Here is a 20,771-nt window from a genome sequence, read left to right as displayed (position 1 = left end):
TGGACTTTTTAAGTATTTCTTGTTTAGTTTTGGTCAGATTTTTAAGAGGATGGAGCAAATTTTAAAGGAACTTCCCAAGAAAGCGAAGGATAAGCACAATGAAAACCGCAAGTTTTTTGCCAAGCTTAAAAAGCGGCCACCCAAGAATTTGGATTATGTAATGCAAGAATTACATGATGATGAATTTGAGCGAACCGATTGTTTGGAATGTGCCAATTGCTGTAAAACAACAGGCCCATTATTTACAAAAGCCGATGTAGAGCGTATTGCCAAATATTTTAGGCTAAAGCCCCAAAAATTCATAGAGCAATATTTACGTGTTGATGAGGAGAACGATTATGTGTTACAGCAAGTTCCCTGCACTTTTTTAGGGGCGGATAACTATTGCTCAATTTATGACGTACGGCCAAAGGCCTGCCGGGAGTTTCCGCATACGGACCGTAAAAAGTTTCAGCAGATCTCTAACCTGACTTTAAAAAACGTGGCCATTTGCCCTGCGGCATTCAATATCGTAGAGAAAATGAAGAAAGCCATTGGTAACTGATTTTTTTTTTAGAACCTTAATTGAACACGCTGTATGGAGCCCAGAATAGTTGAGCTTGAAGAAAAGAAACTGGTAGGGCATGCTTTAAAAATGAGTCTGTCCAATAATCGTACGTTTGAGCTATGGAGCGGTTTTATGCCGCTTAAAAAGCATATTACAAATAGTATAGGTTCAGATTTATATTCTTTACAAGTGTATGATACCTTCCCGGACGAGGTGGGGTTTAATCCAACTACGGAGTTTACAAAGTGGGCGGTCACAGAAGTGAGTGGATATGGTGCGTATGCCAAAGATTTCAAAACCTTGGATTTACATGGGGGATTATACGCAGTGTTCATTCACAAGGGGCCCTCTAGTGAATTTGCTAAAACCATGAATTTTATTTTTAAGGAATGGATACCAAGTTCCAAGTATGAATTGGACCGCAGGCCCCATTTTGAAATTTTGGGTGAGAAATATAAGAATAACCAACCTGATTCCGAAGAAGAGGTTTGGATACCGATAAAATTAAAATAGCAGTTATAGCGCCCTTTTTTTGTAATACTTTAAATTTTCTATATTTAAAGTATGGAATTCATAATTGATTATTTTGAAACTATCCCTTCTTTACACCGTTCGCTTATCTTGGTGGGAGGGATTACTTTTTTTTGGGTGTTAGAAGGCATTGTGCCCCTTTTTGGTTTTACCTATAAGAAATGGGAACATGCTTTGCCCAATCTCTTTTTCACGTTTACAACGGTAATCGTAAATTTTGTACTGGCCTTTCTGTTGCTAAAAACCGCAGATTTTACCGTGACCGAGAATTTTGGCATCATCAACTGGTTGCCGGAAATGCCCTTATGGTTGTATGTAATTGTGGGACTTTTACTTTTGGATTTGATCGGGGCGTACCTGGCACATCTTGTTGAGCATAAAGTAAAGCTTTTGTGGCGAGTTCATTTGGTGCACCATACCGATCACAATGTAGATACCACTACGGCCAACCGCCATCACCCATTAGAAAGCATGATACGTTTTGTCTTTACATTGTTCGGGGTGTTAATTGTGGGTACTCCTATTGGTATTGTTATGTTGTACCAATCACTTTCTCTAGTGGCTACCCAGTTTAATCATGCCAATATTAAAATGCCCAGAAAGCTAGATGAGGTTTTAAGCTGGGTCATTGTTTCACCGGATATGCATAAAGTGCATCATCATTATAAATTACCTTATACGGATAGTAATTATGGAAACATATTTTCTATCTGGGACCGTCTTTTTGGAACTTTTAAGAAGTTTGATAGAGAAAGTATCATTTACGGGGTAGATACGTTTCCTGATGAGGTTGAAAACGCAAGCATAAAAGGATTGCTAAAACAGCCCTTTCACAAATCTAGAAAGCCCACCACTTGGTCCGAAACGGAAAGTAGTTTGTAATCATTCTGGGGCTATGGATAAAGTAAATATTTCTTTCTTACTTTTTTGAATTTAATCAAATCAGGTTGCCAGCTCTCTTTTATGGTTTCCTCGGTTTCTCCGCTTTCTATTTGTTTTTGTAGTTTTTGTGTGCCTGCATGTTTTGTGAATCCACTTGTGATGAACACTTTGGTTTTGTCCTTGGAGTTGGTGTAGGCATCTATAAGCCATTGAACGGATACCCCGCTCATTTTAGGAAACTCGGATAAATCCTTTCCAAAGCAAATTTTTCCTTTCTCTTTTGGGCTTTTGGAACCAAAATTAGGCATTGGCGTATACCTGAAGCTATATTGGGTGCTGTCTAAAAATGAAGCTCCATAACATTGGAACTGTAGTTCCGTTCCTCTTCCGGCATTAACATTGGTGCCTTCAAAAAGACCTAAACTTGGGTAGAGATTAATGGCAATATCGTTGGGTAAATTGGGAGAAGGTCTAACGGCCAAGCTATACTCCGTTTCGTGTGTCCAATTTTCTAAGGGTATTACGGTAAGGTTTGCTTTTTTCTCACCTTCTATCCATTGTTCTTCATTGATCATTTGAGCATATTCACCAATGGTCATTCCATAGACCAATGGTATTTCCGTCATTCCCAAGAAGCCGGTGTGGGCTTTTTCCATAGTAGGCCCATCAATATAATGCGCATTGGGGTTAGGACGATCAAGAACGATCAGAGGTATGTTTTCTGCCGCGCAAGCTTCCATTACCAATTGCAACGTGGCAATATAGGTATAGAACCTAACGCCCACATCTTGAATGTCAAAAAGCACAACATCAATATCCTTTAACTGTGCGGCAGAAGGTTTTCTGTTTTTTCCGTAGAGCGAAATGAGCGGAAGTCCGGTTTTACTGTCAACTCCGTCTTTCACCTTTTCGCCGGCATCAACACTGCCTCTAAACCCGTGTTCGGGAGCAAAAACTTTTTTGATATCAACATTCAGGGCCAGTAAAGAATCCACTAGGTGAACGTAGGGGGCGGAAGACTCCGTGTCCGCTTTGGTCGTTTTAAAAATAATGGTAGTCTGGTTTCCTACAACGGCCACTTTCTTTCCTTTTAATAAGGGTAAATAGGCATCGGTCCTATTTGCTGCAACTATAACGGGCTTTTCAACAATAGTATCGTTGGGCACCAAAATTGGTTCTGTAGCAGGTTTCTCGGCTTTAGGCGTGTTTCCGCAGGCTATAATAAGCAAAAACCAAATGAAAAATGTACTTTTGAAACAGTTTAAAAACGCCATAGATTGAATTTTGAATATTTTTTGGCCAAGCGGCTCATCAAAGGTGAGGCGCATAAAATTAGTATTTCCGCTCCAATAATAAAAATAGCAATTGCAGCTATTGCCTTGGGGGTTGTAATGATGCTCATTGCTATCGCTACCGGAGTGGGGCTTAAGCATAAAATTCGCGAGAAAGTGGCCGCTTTTAATGGTCATATCCAAATCTCTAGTTACGATAATAATGCTTCGGACGTTTCCGTAATGCCGGTATCGTTAGAACAGGATTTTTATCCGGAATTTAAGGGAGTTGATGGTATTGCCCATGTACAGGCAGTAGCTAGCAAAGCGGGTATCATTAGAACCGAAACTACTTTTGAAGGCATTATTGCCAAGGGGGTAGGTAGTGATTATAATTGGTCTGCTTTTCAAGAGTATTTGGTAGACGGTAAATTGCCCGATTATACGAGCGAGCTAAATGAGGAAGTTCTTATGTCTACGCTCATGGCCAACCGGTTGAACTTAAAAACCGGAGATACATTTTATGCTTTTTTCTTAAAGGATGGCGATGTTTCAAAATTGCCCAACCAGCGGAAATTTAAGATTACCGGACTATACGATAGCGGTTTTGAGGAGTTTGACGGACTTTATCTCTTTACGGACATACGCCATATTCAGCGTATGAACAAATGGGGCGATGATCAAGTGGGGAACTTTGAAATTTTCTTGAATAGTTTTGATGATATAGATGAGAAGAGCAGGGAGATTTATGGTAAAACCCTGTCCACGTTAGATACGCAGACTATTATAGATAAGTATTATAAGATTTTTGAATGGATAAGCCTGTTCGATTTTAATATTATTTTGATCATAGGCATCGTAATTATCGTAAGCGGGTTTAATATGATTACCGCTTTATTGGTGTTAATTTTAGAGCGAACCCAGATGATCGGAATATTAAAGGCTTTAGGGTCCGCCAACTGGAGCATACGTAAAGTGTTTTTGTACAACGCCAGCTACCTCATTGGTATAGGCCTTGTTTGGGGTAATGTCATTGGCTTGGGAGCCATCTTTATTCAGGATAAATTTCAGGTATTGAAATTCCCAAACCCCAAAGAGTATTACATAGATTATGTGCCGGTACATATAGATTTTATTACCGTAGTGGCCTTAAATATTGGCGTGCTGGTGCTTTGTGTTTTTATGCTTTTGGTGCCGTCCTATATCATCACTAAAATTACTCCCGTTAAGGCAATTAAGTTCGAATAGGGGCACATAGATATGGTCTCTTTTTATATGTGGGACGTTCTTCGTATTTTCCCTATATATAAACTGAACAGTTAGCTCATGAAATACGCGGAAAATATTCTGGACACCATTGGTAATACGCCCTTAGTGAAATTAAACCGACTAACTTCTGAGTTGCCCTGCATGGTTTTGGCCAAGTACGAAACTTTTAACCCCGGAAATTCCGTTAAGGACCGCATGGCCTTGCAGATGATTAAGGACGCCGAGACCTCAGGTGTATTGAAACCTGGAGGGACTATTATTGAGGCTACTTCAGGAAATACAGGTATGGGTCTGGCATTGGCGGCAACGGTAAAAGGGTATAAGCTTATTTGTGTTATAAGTGATAAACAGTCCAAGGAAAAAATAGATATTCTAAGGGCTATGGGGAGCGAGGTACACGTTTGCCCTACAGATGTAAAACCTAGTGATCCGCGTAGTTATTACTCCACCGCAAAAAGATTGGCAAAAGAGGTACCTAATTCATGGTACGTTAACCAGTATGATAACCCTAGTAACTCCAAAGCCCACTTTTTGACTACCGGGCCTGAAATATGGGAGCAGACCAATGGCAAGGTTACCCATTTTGTAGTGGGCGTGGGTACGGGCGGAACTATCTCCGGAGTGGGCAAGTTTTTAAAATCGAAGAACCCTAATATTAAAATTTGGGGTGTAGATACCTATGGTTCGGTGTTTAAAAAATATCATGAAACCGGAGTATTCGACCCCGAAGAAATTTATCCATATACCACCGAAGGTATAGGGGAGGACATTCTACCGGAAAATGTAGATTTTGATGTCATTGACGGATTTACAAAAGTTACGGATAAGGATGCAGCGGTTTACACCCAACGTTTGGCTAAAGAAGAGGCTATGTTTTTGGGCAATTCTGCCGGAGCGGCTATAAAAGGGGTATTACAATTAAAGGAACATTTTAAAAAAGATGACCTGATTGTAGTACTTTTTCATGACCATGGGAGCCGGTATGTTGGAAAAATGTTCAATGATGATTGGATGCGTGAAAAAGGGTTTTTAGATTAGCTTTGTAAGACAGGATAAGAAAAACGACTTCTTGTTAAACAGCTATAAAATTTAGTGAGATGATAGAATTAAAGCTTGAAAATCAAAAAGTAAATATAGATGCCGGAGAATTGGTGGGGTATACGGTAGATGGGTATGAATATATTCACCAAAAAGGGATTCCGGGGTGGCGTAGTTCGGATACCGAAATGTTTCCTATTATTGGGCCTACGGCCGATGCCAAGTTTCAAGTGCAGACCCCAAGGGATATAGCTATCCAAGATCAGCATGGTCTTCTTCGCGAGATGACGTACGAGATAGTTTCCACTACGGACACAGAAGCTGTTTTAGAAAAAAAGTATACGGCGGGTACGCGAATAAAAAACTCAAAATTCCCGAATAAATCCAATAAGGAGTGGTTGTTTTGGACGTATGATTTCAGCTTTAAAAAAACCTTCCGTTTAACCCAGACGGGACTTGAAGTTGTTTTTACGGTTTCGGGGGAACGGGATATGCCGTTTATGTTGGGGTATCATCCAGCTTTTAAACTCTATGCGGACAGTCCAATAGTGTTGGCAGGTGAAAAAGAAATCACCCTTAAGGAAATTATGGATGTGGGCAGTAGGGCGCTACAAGTGCCTAATTGTTCTGAAATCATCTTAAAAGACCAGAAAGAACTTCGTATTCGTACGGAAGGCTTTGGTAATTTTATGTTGTGGACAGAAGTTCCAAATATGGTTTGCATAGAGCCTATTACATTTTATCCGTATGCAGTAGAGCAAACAAAACTTCACGAAGGGTTTGAATACCTTCAGAATACCGATTGCGAATATAAGGTTTCCATTAGCGCCATATAATCTCCAGATATATGAAACAAGGTCTTTTACAAAACTATGGCTATCTCTTTGAGGATGCCCTCCTAGAAGAAATGCAAACCGTAGGTATGTTGAAAAAATTTAAGCAGGGTACCGTAATTATGGATATTGGCGAAACCATATCCCATATGCCCTTGTTACTGAGTGGCGCCATTAAAATCCTGCGCGAAGATGAGAACGGAGACGAGCTTTTATTGTATTTTTTGGAAAGGGGAGATACGTGTGCCATGACCTTTTCATGTTGTGTGGGTACCCATAAAAGTGAGATACGTGCGGTAGCCGAAAGTGACACGGAACTCATTATGATTCCCGTAGAAAAGATGGAAGTTTGGATGGCGAAATACGCTACATGGCGGAAATTTATCTTGGACAGCTACCATACCCGAATGACCGAACTATTGGAAACGGTAGACACCTTAGCTTTTCTACGGATGGATGAAAGATTACTAAAGCACCTTCAAGACAAGGCTATGGTAAACCATGATGAATTTGTGCAGACCACACATCAAGACATAGCTTACGATTTAAATACTTCTCGTGTAGTGATTTCAAGGTTGTTGAAAAAACTGGAAAAAGAGGGAAGGATTGAGATGCAACGTAACCGGATTAAGGTGGTAGATTTATAGATTTTCTTCAACTTTCTTAGAAGCGTAAAAGCCTCAAATTTAAAGTTTAGTTAAAAAATTGGAATGTTTATTCCAAAAAGAATACATTTGCCCTGTGAATAAGAAAGAAAACATCTTACGGTCCGCTTTGGAACTTTTGGTAACAAAGGGTGTGCACAATACGCCCATGTCGGCTATTGCAAAAAATGCCGGAACGGGTATGGGAACGATATACAATTATTTCCCTACTAAGGATGAATTGATTAATGAACTCTACGTAAGCATTAAGGAGCAGGAGAATACGGCTTTTCCTGATTTTGATGAAACCCAACCCATTAAATCCCAGTTTGAAGGATATTTTAAAGACATAATCCTGTTTTTTATTGATAATGCCCAGTATTTTATGTTCATGGAGCAGATTAGGGCTTCACCCATTATTACCGAGGAAAGTAAGAAAAAAGGGTTAGCAACGGTACTCCCGGTCTATGATTTGCTCAACAAGGGAAAAGAATTGCTGATTATAAAGAATATAGAAACAGATGAGCTTATCCAGTTTATGGGTGGGGCAGTGGTTTCTTATTTAAGATGGTACCATTCACAGGAAAATGTACCGTCAAATTCTATTCAAAATCAAGTGAACATGGTTTGGGATGGAATAAAGGGCTAAAAAAATTTAATCATAAATTGGAGTGAATGTTCATTCCAAAATACATATTTTAAAACTAAGATAAAATGAAGAGAAACGTATTAATAACAGGAACATCATCAGGAGTAGGGCTAGAGGCTTCATTACTTTTCGCACAAAAAGGGTATAAAGTGTACGCTTCAATGCGAAACTTGGCAAAGGCGACTGCTTTAAAGGAAAAAATTGATGAAGCCCATTTGGATATTGAAATTTTGGAACTGGACGTTACCAAAGTTGATTCCATTAAAAAGGCTGTGGAAACTATTATAGAGAAAGACGGGCAGATAGATGTTTTGGTCAATAATGCCGGAGCGGGTTTTGCCAAAACTACGGAACAGGCCAGCGAAGAGGAAATCAGATGGGTTACGGATGTAAATTACCACGGGGTGGTATTCTGTACACAGGCTGTTTTACCGTATATGCGTAAGCAAAGGTCAGGGCAGATAATTAGTATTACCTCTGTTGGTGGCTTGGTGGGCCAACCTTTTAACGAGCTGTATTGTGGGGCAAAATTTGGGGTAGAAGGGTATATGGAAGGTTTGGCCAGTTATCTTGGCGATGCTTTTAATATTAAATTTAGCTGTGTTGAGCCTGGCGGCATCTCTACGGAATTCATGACTTCTGCTGTTGAGAAAACTGCGGTTGATGGTCAATTGGCTACGGAAGAATATTTGCCAATTTTTCAGCAATATTTAAAAAAGAACCAAGAGAGAGCGAGCGAGGGTGCCGCGCAAATTTACCAAACCGGTCAGGAAGTGGCTGCTGTAATCATGAATATTGCTGAAAACGAGCACCCACCAATGCGCATTCGTACGTCTAAATGGGCAGAAGAGTTATGTGAGTTGAAGACAAAAGCTGACCCGGACGGAACTAAATTGGTGAATGAGATTAAGACTAGGTTCCTATAAGAAAAAACGGGGCTGTCAGCTAAGCTGGTTTTCAATGGGCTAGCTGACAAAAATCATATTTCTTTTGTCTTTTATTGCTTATTTTTACTGTTCTATTGCGTAGTTATTTTTATGTCTGGAATAGGAAAAAAGCTGTTGTTTATTGCGTTGCCAATGTTTTTCATTGGTTGTGGTGATAATGGTAAAAAGCAAGAAAAGACCCAGAATACAACACGGGTCGTAACTACGTATACGGCGTTGCCCAAAACGGTAAAATCTCCAGCAGACAATCCCTCTACACCGGAAAAGGAAGCGCTGGGCAAATTACTTTTTTACGACCCTATTCTTTCCGGAAATAAAGATGTGGCTTGCGCCACCTGCCATCATCCGGATAATGGGTATGCAGAATTTTTGGATATCAGTATCGGTCCTAACGCCAGTGGTTTGGGCAGTAAGCGTAAGTTTAATGCGTCCAATGATATTCCCTTTGTAAAAAGAAATGCACCTACTATTATTAATTCGGCATATAATGGAATGGATGCTTTTGGTAATTATGAACCTTCTGAGGCAACCATGTTTTGGGACGACCGTGTAAAAAGTCTTGAAAAACAGGCTTTGGAACCTATAAAGGCTTTTGAGGAAATGCGGGGGCACGGTATTGCCGAAGACAGTATTCTCCAGACCGTAGTAGACCGTGTGAAAAATATTCCTGAGTACCAAAAGTTGTTTGCGGATGCTTTTGGGGAACCTAATGCGGTATCCGTAGAAAATCTAGCTAAGGCTATAGCAGCTTTTGAAAGGTCGCTAGTAACTAATAACTCCCGGTTTGATCAATATATGCGGGGCGATCAGGATGCTATCTTGATTTCGGAAAAGGAGGGTTTTGAGCTTTTTAAATCGGTTGGCTGTGTCAACTGTCATAACGGCCCTATGTTTTCGGATTACAAAATGCATGTCCTGGGCACGCCGGAGAACGAAAAATTAGCACAACCGGATGCAGGTTTTAAAGACACCTTTGCTTTTCGGACGCCCACCCTACGAAACTTACGTTTTACGCCTCCTTACATGCACAACGGCAGTTTAACTACCCTTAAAAAGGTGCTGGAATTTTATGAGGATATTGCCAATGGTAAGGAACGGAACAAACATGTGCCGGTTAAAAAGTACGATCCGTTCGTTAGGGAACTGAAATTGTCCGTTAAGGAAATGTCCCAGATTATTTCGTTTTTAAATACGCTTAACGATACCAATTTTGATACGAGTTTACCGGAAAGTGTGCCCAGTGGTCTACCAGTAGGCGGTAATATTCAATAAGATTTTATTTTGGTTTCTTTACGTTGGTGTAACACAGGTAACACAGCCATTTTAGATTTAATGGTACATTTGTCCCATGCGAAGAATTCTTCCTTTTTTGGAGTGGATTACGAACTATAATAAGAGTTGGTTTTCCAAAGATCTCATAGCCGGACTTACCGTTGGCATTATTCTTATTCCCCAAGGTATGGCTTATGCCATGATTGCCGGTTTACCACCGGTTTATGGGCTTTACGCTTCTTTGGCGCCCATGATTGCCTATACGTTTTTTGGTACTTCTAGACAGTTGGCCGTAGGGCCTGTGGCAATGGATTCCCTTTTGGTGGCGGCAGGTTTAGGAACCTTGGCCATTACCTCTACGGACAATTATATTGCCATGGCATTGCTCTTGGCTTTTTCCGTTGGTACAGTGCAATTGATATTAGGGGTTCTGCGGATGGGTTTTTTGGTGAATTTCTTGTCCAAGCCGGTTATAAGCGGTTTTACTTCGGCGGCGGCACTTATAATCATGTTCAGTCAGTTAAAGCACCTTTTAGGAGTGGATATTGCGCGTAGTAACCGGTTTGACCTATTGCTAATGAACGCCTTTGAAAAATTATCCGAAACCAATCTGTATGATTTTGCCATCGGGTTTATAGGAATCCTAATAATCGTAGGTTTAAAGAAATGGGATAAGCGTATACCGGGTGTACTCTTTGTGGTTATCATTGGTATTCTGGTCGTTTATTTTTTACAACTTCCGGCTGTGGGTGTCAATATTGTTGGGGAGATTCCCACGGGGCTCCCTTCTTTTACCATGCCACAATTAAAGGTAGATACTATACTGGAATTGGCGCCCATTGCGGTAACAATGGCCCTTATTGGATATCTAGAAGCTATTTCCATTGGTAAATCTATGGAGGAACAAACAGGGGAGGAGACCATAGATGCCAATAAGGAACTTATAGCTTTGGGCAGTTCTAATATGTTGGGGTCTCTGTTCCAATCATACGTGGTAACAGGAAGTTTTTCTCGCTCGGCCATAAATAGTCAGGCAGGTGCAAAAACGCCTATGGCCTTATTGTTCAGTGCAATTGTAGTGGCTGTAACCCTTTTGTTCCTGACACCACTTTTCTATTATTTGCCCAAGGCGGTATTGGCAAGTATTATTATGGTTTCCGTCTACGGACTTATTGATATTGCCTATCCTAAAAGCCTTTGGGAATACCGTAAGGATGAACTTTTTGTGCTGTTAACCACCTTTTTGATTACCCTATTTGTCGGTATTTCGGAGGGGATTTTAATAGGTGTATTGTTGTCCTTGCTGTTAATGGTTTACAAGAGCTCAAAACCACATTTTGCCGTGTTGGGTAGAATAGACGGTTCTGATTATTATAAGAATATAGACCGGTTTGGACAGAATGTTCTGGTACGGGAAGACTTGCTTATCGTTCGGTTTGATTCCCAATTGTATTTTGGCAATAAGAATTTCTTTAAAAAGGAACTGTTCAAGAATGTAGATGCCAAAGGCGATAGTCTAAAAGGGGTCATTCTTAATGCGGAGGCCATTAGTTATATAGATTCCAGTGCAGCTCAAATGCTTATTCGTGTTATAGACGAACTACATGACAGAGGGCTTCAGTTTTATATTTCGGGAGCTACGGGACCCACTAGGGACACCATTTTTAGTAGTGGAATTATAGAAGCCTTGCACAAGCAATATTTATTCGTGCAGACTAAAGAAGCGGTAGATTATTTTGATAATATGACGCCCTTATCGGTATTGAGCGAAAAAGTTGCCTACCAGAATCGTCGTAACCGTAACTAATGTTACTTTCTAATTTAGGCGATAGCCGTATTTTTGTAGAGAGGAAGTAAAGGTAAACCTTTTTAGGAGGGCCATTTAAAAATGTATAATTTTTCCAGTTTAGGAAATTTAAAAATAAGTCATCATGAAAATAGAGCAAATTTATACCGGATGCCTGGCACAGGGTGCCTACTATATTGAAAGTAAAGGAGAGGTGGCTATAATAGACCCATTGCGAGAGGTTCATCCTTATATGGAAAGAGCGGAAAAAGCAGGGGCAAAAATCAAGTATATTTTTGAGACCCATTTTCATGCGGATTTCGTTAGTGGTCATGTTACCCTTGCCAAAGAAACGGGCGCCACAATTGTGTACGGCCCTAATGCCAATCCTTCTTTTGAAGCATTGATCGCAACGGACGGTCAAGAATTTAAGCTGGGCGATATTACCATAAAAACATTGCATACCCCTGGGCATACCATGGAAAGTACTACCTATTTGTTAAAAGACGAAAACGGTAAGGACCATGCTATTTTCTCCGGCGACACTTTGTTTTTGGGCGATGTAGGCCGACCTGACCTTGCTCAAAAAGCGGCAAATATGACCCAAGAAGATTTAGCGGGTGTCTTGTTCGATAGTTTAAGGAACAAAATCATGCCTTTGTCCGATGATATTATTGTGTACCCCGCACACGGTGCAGGTTCTGCATGTGGCAAGAACATGATGAAGGAAACGGTAGACACCTTGGGCAACCAGAAAAAGGTAAACTATGCCTTGCGAGCAGATATGACCAAGGACGAGTTTATTAAGGAAGTTACGGACGGTCTGATGCCGCCACCCAAATATTTTCCTTTGAACGTACAGATGAACAAAGAAGGATATGAAGATATTGCAGATGTTCTTGACCGTGGTACCACGGCTCTAGATCCAGATGCTTTTGAACTGATTGCTAACGAATCCGGAGCGGTGGTTCTGGATGTAAGGCATCAAAAAGATTATATAGAAGGTCACATTCCACGGTCTATATTTATTGGCCTTAATGGGGATTTTGCCCCGTGGGTAGGTGCCCTTATCGCAGACACCAAACAACCCCTTTTGTTGGTAACGCCGGAAGATATGGAAGAGGAAGCGGTAACCCGTTTGTCCCGTGTAGGGTTTGATGCTACCATAGGATTCTTGAAAGGCGGATTCAACGCTTGGAAAGCATCGGGTAAGGATTACGATACCATCACCTCTATTCCTGCAGAAGAGGCAAAACCAAAAATCGAGGGTAAAGAAGCTGAAGTGTTTGATGTGCGCAAGGAAAGTGAATTCCTTTCCGAGCATGTAATAGATGCGGAGAACACACCTTTGGATAGCCTGAACGATTACCTGAACGAATTTCCTAAGGACAGGACCTTTTTGGTACACTGTGCCGGTGGCTACCGTTCCGTAATAGCGGAATCTATTTTAAAGAGCCGCGGGATACACAACTTTATTGATATAGCAGGTGGCTTTGGAGCTCTTAAAAAGGCCGAAGTTCCTGCAACGGACTATGTTTGTCCTACTACCTTGTAATTACGTACAAACAGATAAAACCCCCATTGTTTTAGAGGAGCAATTGGGGTTTTTATTTTCTGGATTTTAGATAATCTTGGGGTGCTATTTGGCATTGGCACTATGTATTTGCATTCGGTTTTCAATTTCGGTCCAATGGTTTTTTCGCATGGAGAACAAAAAGTAATCGTAAAATTGGTTCTTATACTTAAACCAGCGCTTCTCTCTTTTTAAATAACGCTTGGTGCATTCTTCGTTCAACCATTGCTCGTCAAAACCTCTCCATTCGCCAAAGATGTTCAATAGGTTAGCTTTGAGTACGGGAAAAACCTCGTGGCGGTCAATTGCTTTTAATTCCTCTAGAGAAAAGCCGGAGTTAATAAAAGTGCGGGTTATGGTGTCGTAATTATAATCTTGTAGTTCCGTATCCAGATACAGTTCCGAAATGGAATTCCATACCGGAAATCTTTGCTCCAATTCCATCTGCATGGTTGTTGGCACCGATTCATTAGACTTCTTTTGGTCTGGCTTCATGAGTGAAATAGGTGTTTGGACTTAAGGCCATACGGTTTCAAACCACTCGCAAACAATAAGCATATTTTCGGTTGGTTTTTCTCCACTTTCTTTCATTGCGCTAGAAAAGAAATCCCAATGCGCTTTTTTCCATTTATTGAGAGGGTCATCCGTTGTTCCCATATCCAGAGCAGCATAGGTTTCTGATATTTCATTAAAGGGAATGGTATCTACTTTTGTTACTTTAATTATAGCTTGCGCTTTTCCATCAAAATTGGTGATGATGTGTTTTGTACCTACGGAGGGCAAATCTGCGTTGGCTTCTTCGTACCAAGCATACAGCCCGGAACCTGCTTGTTTTTTGCCTGTTGAGACCAATTTTGCGAGCCGATCGGCATCTGCTTTATTGTTATGGAAAAACCAAGATTCTGGCTGTTCCTCACCCTTGAACTCCGGATGGGATGTTATAAAAACCTCCCACATTTCCGGAACGGATGAGTCTATGGCAACCTCTTGCTCCGTTTTGGTTTTGCCTTTACAGCTGGCCAGGATCAGAAAGGCGATTAGGATGAGGTTTTTCATTTTATTTTTTGTAGATTTTTTAATTTTTAGTGTGACAATTTGAGTATGTTTTTTCTAGTTAGGTAGCTTTAGGGATTATTCTTTTAATTGTTCCTAAAAATCGAGTTAAAATAATTTCATCAATTATTTCTTTGTGTTTGTCAATTAAACCAAATAATATCGAATTTATATCCTCGTCTTGGGAAATCCAAAGTATTTGTGAATTGTCAATCACTGCATGGTAAATACGATTTAATTGCTCCGAGGTGAAATCTTCAAAATTCGAAAGATAATATAGGTTTATTCTAGCCTGTTTATACGATTGTGAGTTTTCCAATCTCTCAATATAAAGATCCTTAGTTAGTTCAGAAGCCAATTTTATATCCGGATAGTATTTTCTGAAAAATTCAGAAATGGATTTGAAAAATATAATTTTCGATGATTTCTTAGTTTTCCACTCATTAAGAAGGAACCTGTTGAATTTTGTGTTGTCGACTTCAGAAAGATAATCTTTATCACCTGAAATAAACACAAGGTCTTTTGAAACATCAACCATGTTTAGAAGAGTTTCCCAGTTCAAAGCATCCCCATAAGAATTGTTTTTTCCTGGGGGATTTCCCAAGTCAAATCTAATTTTAGCATCAGAAATTAATTTTTCATTGGGGCTAATTAAAGTTGTTTTTTGAAATATTTCTGTAGTTATTTCATCGGCTTTTAATGAGTAATTTTCAATGGCAAGTTGGATTTTTTTCAATAGAATTTGCTTATTGTTATTGTATTCTTTAATAGCAGTTTTCATTGATTCAAATTCAGGATACTCTTTCATGAAAATAGGAAATGCCTCATTTAATCTCTCTTGTTTAAATCTTTTTAGTGCATCTGAAATTTTTGTTTCTCGATTTCTCATGAACTCGTCAAAAACTTGCCGGGGTATTAACAAATTGATTTGTTTTTGCTCAATTAAAACTATTAATTTTTTCAACTCTTCTAGTTCGTCACTAGAGTAATGATAAAAATTCAGATAAATATTGGTATCTATGAAAACGTTCATTTTTCTTTTGTCAAATGGTATTGTGAAATTATTGCCGACTTTTTTATTAAATAGATTGTAAACCAAAATTAAGTTCCTAATCGAAAAATACTAGAAATTTCTGACAACTTCGCTACAGCAATAAATTTATCTACGAACAGACAAAAGTCAACGATGTTTTAAGTTCCATTTTCTTCCCTACAACGGGACTACTTTAAGGTTTCCGGCTTATAGTCAACCTGTATTTTTTGCGGTTTTTATTTATGATTTTGAATGGAATAAATAATTAAATTTACTCAATTTTTAACCTAAAATCTTACATGAAGAAACTAGCTCTCTTTGTTATTGTTTGTGCCTTTTATTCTTGTGGTAGTGCCAAATACGATTATTTTTTTGATACCGGAAAGGAGTTGGATTTCAGTACAGGAAAATGGATTATGAATAGAACCGTATCCAACTCAAAAAAGTTTGATAACAAACTGTATTACAACTCGGTTGAGGATTTCAAAAAAATACTGGGCGATTCATTAATTGAGATAAATACGTTAAGTGCGTCAAAATTAATAGCTCCTGACATTAAGTTCAACTTATCGGACGTAGAGCTAGAAGACCTAAAAACAGCTACCGATTGTGACTATATTATTAACGTAGGGGGTAATGTAATTAGTGATGGTGCTGGCTCCATCAGTTTTGAAGGGGAGACCTCAAGCAACAGGGCTTCGGTTTCCATATCAATTTATGATTTGAATTCGGGAGAACTTATTTCGTCTTCTCAAGTGTACGGAAAAACACTCCCCAACCAAGAGCCCATTTTCCCAGATGATAAAAGCATACCTTCAATAAATCCAAGTTCACATATGATTATGCTGAAAGGAGCAAGGAAACTCATTCATAAATACCAAAAAAATAGGCTCAATTAAATACGTTGATTAGGGATTGTATCTTTAAAACAACCCGAACAGTTTTTTCTTTTTGACAGTATTAGGTCTATCAATATGAAGAATATCCGTTACTTGAAACTTGTCAAACCCATCAAAAAGTGCTTCAACCCCTTTTTTCATTTTTAGATTTACTTCATCAGTATATATGGGAATCAACGAATAAAAATTAATTGATTTATTCTGAAGCTTTAGCATATGGAAATTTTCTCCCAATACAATGGTCGGCAACAACATCATTGTATTTAAGCCCGTGTTCTCTGCAAAAGGTTCTGCGGGATTTCCGTTGGGTATAGTGTGCCCATAACTTAACCAGGTGTTATATTCATGAGGAAATCTGGCAAGATATTTTAACCATCGGATAGGCCAGTAATTTTTTTCATCCTTAAAGTCCTCATCGGATATTTTCCATTCTTCGGGGAGACAGATACTTAGTTCTGCATAATCACAGCCTTCAACTCCATCAGGAGTGTTCATGGGTTTATCACTCATCCCCGATGTGACCAAAGTATGAAAAGGTCTTTCCTTTGTTGGCTTCACCCAGTGTACATCAATATGTACCTGATCAGAAACTAGTTCATGGAACACCATGTGAATTTCACCAATGTTTTTTTCTATATGATTTGATATCTCCTCTATTGATGGTTCCCCGGACGCACCTTCAAACTTTTTTTTATCGGTTTCTTTATAACGGTATATGGGGGAACCTGATTCTGATTTTTCCATCTTTGAATACTTAATACAACTAAATTTATACGACTGCAGATCAGGTTAATAGATACATTACGTGATTTGCTAAACGAAAAATACGAGAAATTTCTGACAAATTCAATTAAGGAATTGTGTTCTATTTTCTAAAAACCGGCTACCCTGATAATTATCATAGTTTGGGTAGTAGGTCTACTATAGATTTGTGGAGTTATAAATAATTGACCTATGATTTCACAAAATTTACCTCTCGTTAACTATAGCAACGGTATTGTTATGATCGCCATTTTTGCTTTGGTATGTATTGCTCTGGTGGTTATGATTATTCTTTTTATAAATAGTGGCGGAAAAAAGTAACCGTATCTTCTTGATTTTGTGCATTTAAGTTACTTTTTGTTGCGAATAAGACAGGCTTAGCACTTTTTTCTTGCAATTTTTGTAAATGTTAAGACAATCATAAAGCTAATGAGGTGTGTTTACATCTTATTACGTACCTTTAGTAAGAATTGGATTACAAATTAATCGACTATTTATTGGTCAATTTTTTTTAGTTCAGCTAAAGCCGCCAAACTGTTGTACCAACTGAAACCGAACTTATGGATGCTATATGGATATATACCACTGTTGTAATCGTCATATTTAGTGTATGGTTGTTGTTCGTAATTCTTATGTACAGGAAACTGAATAAATAGCCTAAGCGCTAACTGCCCTGATGTTCACTTTTTAACACCATAATCTTACCCGGATTTTTACTGATATAGGATTTGATTATACTCTCCGTTTCTAGGGTGTTGTTCTGTTGTACTAGAAAATTTTCCAGTTCATGGTCCGCAGTAATTGTTTCTTCCCCGCCTATAAAACCGTACCCCATGTACGTACTGTTCTTTACCAGAACAAAGGCCTGTTCTTCCGGATTTCGCCCTTTTTCCTTAATGACAAAATCTTCTTTCTGCGCTTTAATATGGTTCAAGGCCAATTGTACTTTTTCGTTGTATAGGGCAATATCTTCTTCCTCTCTACAAATGCCATCACAGCTTTCTAACCGGTAATGGTTGCAGCTTTTAACGTTCTCTTGTAAGTGGCAGTATTTAGGACATAACCTAAAACTTTTACAGATTTCCTCTATGAACAAACGGCAGTCCGTTGGGCCGTAGAGCGTCAACACAGAATTGGGTGCCATTTTCAGTTTATTGAACGCTAGGTGCATAATGCCGTTCCGGTCTTCATAACTGAATATACCATACGGCTGAATCTTCCTTTTCTGGGCACGGTTAAATTCCGGATAATGGTGTTTTATGGCTTCCGATTCCATTAAGAGTGCTAAAAGCTCACTTCCGGAAAGTTCAAAATCAATATCCGCAGTTGCTTGGCAAAGGGCTATTTCTTTGGAGGACTTATCGTAAAAATGGCTGAGTACACGTTTTTTGATGTTAATGGCCTTGCCTACGTAAATGATTTTTCCTTTTCCGTTCTTAAAGTAGTACACACCAGGTGCCGTAGGCAACTTTTCAAAAGCTTCCTTGGGTAATGCCGAAGGTAAAGTGGCTTCTTGGGAGCGGGCGTTTAGAAAGGTCTTAAAAACTTGTGCGGCACCATCTGCACGCAAGAGTTTTTTAAAAAGTAGGGTAGTGGCATGGGCATCTCCACGGGCACGGTGCCTATCCGTTAAAGGTATATTTAACGAAGAACATAATTTGCCCAGGCTATAGGAATGGTAGCCGGGCAAGAGCTTACGGGATAGACGAACCGTACAGAGTTTTTTTCGTATAAAATCCAACCCTAAGAGTTTCAGCTCGTTTTTAATTACATTGTAATCAAAATTAACGCTGTGGGCCACAAAAATGGTATTCTCTGTAATTTTTAGAATGTCTTCCGCAATTTCGTCAAGCGTAGGGGCATCACGGACCATGTCATTATCAATTCCCGTTAATCGTGTTATGAAATAGGGAATTTCAGATTGCGGATTTACCAAGGAAGTAAACTCATCTACAATCTCATGACCGTCAAATATAAATATGGAAATTTCGGTAATCTTGTTACCCTTAATACCGTTGCCGGTAGTCTCTATGTCTACTATGCTGTACAAATGTATGTGTGGTGGAATTGGACGATAAAATTACGCAAACTTCTTTCGGCTTTAAAAAGTTTAACGTTATGGCCAAAAGGGGACAGTAATTCAACAAAAAAATAGGTGTAAAAAGCGGTCGTTTGGGTTAATCAAACATTGCATAAAGAACAGTCTCCAATCTGTTTAGGATTATTTTTACACAAAACGATTCACATGCCGATCATTGGACACATTATAAAAGGATTTATTGATGCAAGGGATAAGCTCACAGGAACTAAAAATCCGATTGAGGAACAGGAAGCCGTACTTGAAGCGCTCTTAAAAAAGGCTGAAAACACTGCTTTTGGAAAGCACTACAATTTTAAGGCTATCCGCGAATCCAGTAGTCCTGCGGATGCTTTTGCTGCATCTGTTCCCTATTTTGATTATAACCGAATCAATAAGGAGTGGTGGCAGAAACTGCACGAAGGAGAAGAGAATGTAACTTGGCCGGGAACACCGGATTACTTCGCCTTAAGTTCCGGTACTACAGGAAAAACGAGTAAAAGAATTCCGGTTACTAATGATATGATAGATGCAATCCGGAGCACGGGAGTAGAGCAGGTGTTTGCCTTGAGCAATTTTGATTTACCTCCTGATTTTTTTGAGCTCGGAATTCTAATGTTGGGCAGTTCTACGGATTTGAATAAGGTAGAAGGTCACGAAGAAGGGGAGATCAGTGGCATAAGTGCCAGTAACATACCAACTTGGTTCAGGGGTTATTATAAGCCGGGCGAAGAAATTGCGGAGATCGATGATTGGGACGAGCGGGTGCAAAAAATAGCGGAAGAAGCTCCCAATTGGGATATTGGCGCATTAAGTGGTATTCCCTCTTGGATAGAGTTAATGTTACAGAAAGTTATAGACTACCATGGTTTGCAACATATTCACGAGATTTGGCCCAATCTGCAGGTCTATACCTCGGGCGGGGTGGCTTTTGGGCCGTATAAAAAAAGTTTTAATGCGTTGCTGGGCAAACCCGTAACCGTAATAGACACCTATTTGGCTTCGGAAGGATTTATAGCATTTCAAGCCCGACCCGAAACTGATGCCATGCAACTCTCTACGGATTCCGGTATCTATTTTGAATTTGTTCCTTTTGAGCCGGAATACATTCAACCAGATGGTTCGCTAAGTGATGATGCGCCCTCCTTAAAACTTTCCGAAGTTAAAGAAGGTCAGGATTATGTATTGATTATAAGTACCGTATCCGGAGCGTGGCGCTACCTAATAGGGGATACCATTGAATTTACGAATGTAGAACGCGCAGAAATAAAAATAACGGGTAGAACCAAGTTCTTCCTGAATACGGTGGGTTCTCAATTATCAGTAAATAAAATGGATGCCGGAGTGCAGGAGTTGGAAGAAAAATTCAGTATCCGAATTCCGGAATATACCTTATGCGCCAAACGAATAGACGGTGAGTTTTACCACTGCTGGTATCTGGGCACGGAAGACAAAACAGATGCTATTGAATTGGCCAATGCGTTGGACGAATCTCTTAAAAATGCCAATAAGAACTATAAAGTGGCACGTTCCAAAGCATTAAAGGGTGTAAAGGTCGTAACCGTGCCGCCATCCGTTTTTCATGACTGGAACGGAAAGAATAAAAAGAAAGGCGGACAAGTAAAAATGGAGCGTGTTATGGGCGAGGAGAAATTTAAGGAATGGGAAGCTTTTGTGAATCCATAGGGGTGAGTTTTAGCTGTAA

The 20,771-nt window shown here is 39.5% G+C and carries 21 protein-coding genes; 15 read left to right on the top strand and 6 right to left on the bottom strand.

Going from position 1 to position 20,771, the window contains the following annotated elements:
- Positions 1-49 precede the first annotated feature (49 nt).
- The 3 genes from KO513_RS07095 to KO513_RS07085 are packed head-to-tail and all read left to right on the top strand — an operon-like array spanning position 50 to position 1,960.
- A complete protein-coding gene (locus KO513_RS07095; RefSeq protein WP_215438345.1) occupies positions 50-544 on the top strand; it encodes a YkgJ family cysteine cluster protein in 495 nt (164 codons plus the stop codon).
- Positions 545-577: 33 nt separating this feature from the next.
- Positions 578-1,060 carry a GyrI-like domain-containing protein gene (locus tag KO513_RS07090; protein ID WP_215912847.1) on the top strand — a complete coding sequence of 161 codons (483 nt, stop codon included), beginning with the start codon at positions 578-580 and terminating at the stop codon, positions 1,058-1,060.
- A 51-nt stretch (positions 1,061-1,111) separates the two neighbouring features.
- Positions 1,112-1,960, top strand: a complete 849-nt coding sequence (locus tag KO513_RS07085; RefSeq protein ID WP_215912846.1) for a sterol desaturase family protein — start codon at positions 1,112-1,114, stop codon at positions 1,958-1,960.
- An 11-nt stretch (positions 1,961-1,971) separates the two neighbouring features.
- On the opposite strand, the gene KO513_RS07080 is transcribed toward KO513_RS07085, so the two are convergent.
- Positions 1,972-3,234, bottom strand: a complete 1,263-nt coding sequence (locus tag KO513_RS07080) for an exo-beta-N-acetylmuramidase NamZ family protein (RefSeq protein WP_215912845.1) — start codon at positions 3,232-3,234, stop codon at positions 1,972-1,974.
- Between the two features lie 3 nt (positions 3,235-3,237).
- On the opposite strand from KO513_RS07080, the gene KO513_RS07075 reads away from it, so the two are divergent.
- From KO513_RS07075 to KO513_RS07035, 9 genes are all read left to right on the top strand, one after another.
- The gene (locus tag KO513_RS07075) at positions 3,238-4,479 is read left to right on the top strand and encodes an ABC transporter permease (RefSeq protein WP_215912844.1); all 1,242 of its coding nucleotides are present in this window, start codon (positions 3,238-3,240) and stop codon (positions 4,477-4,479) included.
- A 78-nt stretch (positions 4,480-4,557) separates the two neighbouring features.
- Positions 4,558-5,538 carry a PLP-dependent cysteine synthase family protein gene (locus tag KO513_RS07070; RefSeq protein ID WP_215912843.1) on the top strand — a complete coding sequence of 327 codons (981 nt, stop codon included), beginning with the start codon at positions 4,558-4,560 and terminating at the stop codon, positions 5,536-5,538.
- A gap of 59 nt (positions 5,539-5,597) precedes the next feature.
- Positions 5,598-6,374: an aldose 1-epimerase gene (locus KO513_RS07065; protein ID WP_215912842.1), complete on the top strand. Its 777-nt coding sequence runs from the start codon at positions 5,598-5,600 to the stop codon at positions 6,372-6,374.
- An 11-nt stretch (positions 6,375-6,385) separates the two neighbouring features.
- On the top strand, positions 6,386-7,018 hold the full coding sequence (locus KO513_RS07060; RefSeq protein ID WP_215912841.1) for a Crp/Fnr family transcriptional regulator: 633 nt from the start codon (positions 6,386-6,388) through the stop codon (positions 7,016-7,018).
- A 94-nt stretch (positions 7,019-7,112) separates the two neighbouring features.
- Positions 7,113-7,664, top strand: a complete 552-nt coding sequence (locus KO513_RS07055; RefSeq protein WP_215912840.1) for a TetR/AcrR family transcriptional regulator — start codon at positions 7,113-7,115, stop codon at positions 7,662-7,664.
- 65 nt (positions 7,665-7,729) lie between these two features.
- On the top strand, positions 7,730-8,590 hold the full coding sequence (locus KO513_RS07050) for an SDR family oxidoreductase (RefSeq protein ID WP_215912839.1): 861 nt from the start codon (positions 7,730-7,732) through the stop codon (positions 8,588-8,590).
- Positions 8,591-8,701: 111 nt separating this feature from the next.
- Positions 8,702-9,883, top strand: a complete 1,182-nt coding sequence (locus KO513_RS07045; RefSeq protein ID WP_215912838.1) for a cytochrome-c peroxidase — start codon at positions 8,702-8,704, stop codon at positions 9,881-9,883.
- Between the two features lie 76 nt (positions 9,884-9,959).
- Positions 9,960-11,690 carry a SulP family inorganic anion transporter gene (locus KO513_RS07040; RefSeq protein ID WP_215912837.1) on the top strand — a complete coding sequence of 577 codons (1,731 nt, stop codon included), beginning with the start codon at positions 9,960-9,962 and terminating at the stop codon, positions 11,688-11,690.
- A gap of 124 nt (positions 11,691-11,814) precedes the next feature.
- Positions 11,815-13,224 (top strand): MBL fold metallo-hydrolase, encoded by a 1,410-nt coding sequence (locus KO513_RS07035; RefSeq protein ID WP_215912836.1) that lies wholly within the window; start codon positions 11,815-11,817, stop codon positions 13,222-13,224.
- Between the two features lie 84 nt (positions 13,225-13,308).
- On the opposite strand, the gene KO513_RS07030 is transcribed toward KO513_RS07035, so the two are convergent.
- From KO513_RS07030 to KO513_RS07020, 3 genes are read right to left on the bottom strand one after another with little or no spacing between them, the layout of a single operon-like run.
- Positions 13,309-13,737, bottom strand: coding sequence for a DUF7079 family protein (locus KO513_RS07030; RefSeq protein WP_215912835.1), 429 nt, complete (start codon positions 13,735-13,737; stop codon positions 13,309-13,311).
- Positions 13,738-13,758: 21 nt separating this feature from the next.
- Positions 13,759-14,298: an ASCH domain-containing protein gene (locus tag KO513_RS07025; RefSeq protein ID WP_215912834.1), complete on the bottom strand. Its 540-nt coding sequence runs from the start codon at positions 14,296-14,298 to the stop codon at positions 13,759-13,761.
- 58 nt (positions 14,299-14,356) lie between these two features.
- Positions 14,357-15,328: a PIN domain-containing protein gene (locus tag KO513_RS07020; protein WP_215912833.1), complete on the bottom strand. Its 972-nt coding sequence runs from the start codon at positions 15,326-15,328 to the stop codon at positions 14,357-14,359.
- A 299-nt stretch (positions 15,329-15,627) separates the two neighbouring features.
- Here KO513_RS07020 and KO513_RS07015 point away from each other — a divergent pair, with 299 nt between their 5' ends.
- Positions 15,628-16,227, top strand: coding sequence for a hypothetical protein (locus KO513_RS07015; protein WP_215912832.1), 600 nt, complete (start codon positions 15,628-15,630; stop codon positions 16,225-16,227).
- A 24-nt stretch (positions 16,228-16,251) separates the two neighbouring features.
- On the opposite strand, the gene KO513_RS07010 is transcribed toward KO513_RS07015, so the two are convergent.
- Positions 16,252-16,971 (bottom strand): suppressor of fused domain protein, encoded by a 720-nt coding sequence (locus KO513_RS07010; RefSeq protein WP_215912831.1) that lies wholly within the window; start codon positions 16,969-16,971, stop codon positions 16,252-16,254.
- A gap of 210 nt (positions 16,972-17,181) precedes the next feature.
- On the opposite strand from KO513_RS07010, the gene KO513_RS19715 reads away from it, so the two are divergent.
- On the top strand, positions 17,182-17,310 hold the full coding sequence (locus KO513_RS19715) for a hypothetical protein (RefSeq protein WP_256439071.1): 129 nt from the start codon (positions 17,182-17,184) through the stop codon (positions 17,308-17,310).
- A gap of 343 nt (positions 17,311-17,653) precedes the next feature.
- On the opposite strand, the gene KO513_RS07005 is transcribed toward KO513_RS19715, so the two are convergent.
- Complete coding sequence (locus tag KO513_RS07005; RefSeq protein WP_215912830.1) at positions 17,654-19,039, bottom strand: exonuclease domain-containing protein; 1,386 nt, start codon at positions 19,037-19,039, stop codon at positions 17,654-17,656.
- A 195-nt stretch (positions 19,040-19,234) separates the two neighbouring features.
- Between KO513_RS07005 and KO513_RS07000 the strand changes: the two genes are divergently transcribed.
- Positions 19,235-20,752, top strand: coding sequence for a GH3 family domain-containing protein (locus KO513_RS07000; RefSeq protein WP_215912829.1), 1,518 nt, complete (start codon positions 19,235-19,237; stop codon positions 20,750-20,752).
- Positions 20,753-20,771: the final 19 nt, after the last annotated feature.

The organism is Zobellia sp. B3R18 (assembly GCF_018860715.1).
In the GTDB taxonomy this organism is placed as follows: Bacteria; Bacteroidota; Bacteroidia; order Flavobacteriales; family Flavobacteriaceae; genus Zobellia; species Zobellia russellii.
This window is presented reverse-complemented; position numbering and strand designations above follow the sequence as displayed.

Coding starts and splice junctions, on each gene's coding strand:
- KO513_RS07095 (WP_215438345.1), top strand. CDS start 50: ATGGAGCAAATTTTAAAGGAACTTCCCAAGAAAGCGAAGGATAAGCAC.
- KO513_RS07090 (WP_215912847.1), top strand. CDS start 578: ATGGAGCCCAGAATAGTTGAGCTTGAAGAAAAGAAACTGGTAGGGCAT.
- KO513_RS07085 (WP_215912846.1), top strand. CDS start 1,112: ATGGAATTCATAATTGATTATTTTGAAACTATCCCTTCTTTACACCGT.
- KO513_RS07080 (WP_215912845.1), bottom strand. CDS start 3,234: ATGGCGTTTTTAAACTGTTTCAAAAGTACATTTTTCATTTGGTTTTTG.
- KO513_RS07070 (WP_215912843.1), top strand. CDS start 4,558: ATGAAATACGCGGAAAATATTCTGGACACCATTGGTAATACGCCCTTA.
- KO513_RS07065 (WP_215912842.1), top strand. CDS start 5,598: ATGATAGAATTAAAGCTTGAAAATCAAAAAGTAAATATAGATGCCGGA.
- KO513_RS07060 (WP_215912841.1), top strand. CDS start 6,386: ATGAAACAAGGTCTTTTACAAAACTATGGCTATCTCTTTGAGGATGCC.
- KO513_RS07050 (WP_215912839.1), top strand. CDS start 7,730: ATGAAGAGAAACGTATTAATAACAGGAACATCATCAGGAGTAGGGCTA.
- KO513_RS07045 (WP_215912838.1), top strand. CDS start 8,702: ATGTCTGGAATAGGAAAAAAGCTGTTGTTTATTGCGTTGCCAATGTTT.
- KO513_RS07040 (WP_215912837.1), top strand. CDS start 9,960: ATGCGAAGAATTCTTCCTTTTTTGGAGTGGATTACGAACTATAATAAG.
- KO513_RS07035 (WP_215912836.1), top strand. CDS start 11,815: ATGAAAATAGAGCAAATTTATACCGGATGCCTGGCACAGGGTGCCTAC.
- KO513_RS07030 (WP_215912835.1), bottom strand. CDS start 13,737: ATGAAGCCAGACCAAAAGAAGTCTAATGAATCGGTGCCAACAACCATG.
- KO513_RS07025 (WP_215912834.1), bottom strand. CDS start 14,298: ATGAAAAACCTCATCCTAATCGCCTTTCTGATCCTGGCCAGCTGTAAA.
- KO513_RS07020 (WP_215912833.1), bottom strand. CDS start 15,328: ATGAACGTTTTCATAGATACCAATATTTATCTGAATTTTTATCATTAC.
- KO513_RS07015 (WP_215912832.1), top strand. CDS start 15,628: ATGAAGAAACTAGCTCTCTTTGTTATTGTTTGTGCCTTTTATTCTTGT.
- KO513_RS07010 (WP_215912831.1), bottom strand. CDS start 16,971: ATGGAAAAATCAGAATCAGGTTCCCCCATATACCGTTATAAAGAAACC.
- KO513_RS19715 (WP_256439071.1), top strand. CDS start 17,182: ATGATTTCACAAAATTTACCTCTCGTTAACTATAGCAACGGTATTGTT.
- KO513_RS07000 (WP_215912829.1), top strand. CDS start 19,235: ATGCCGATCATTGGACACATTATAAAAGGATTTATTGATGCAAGGGAT.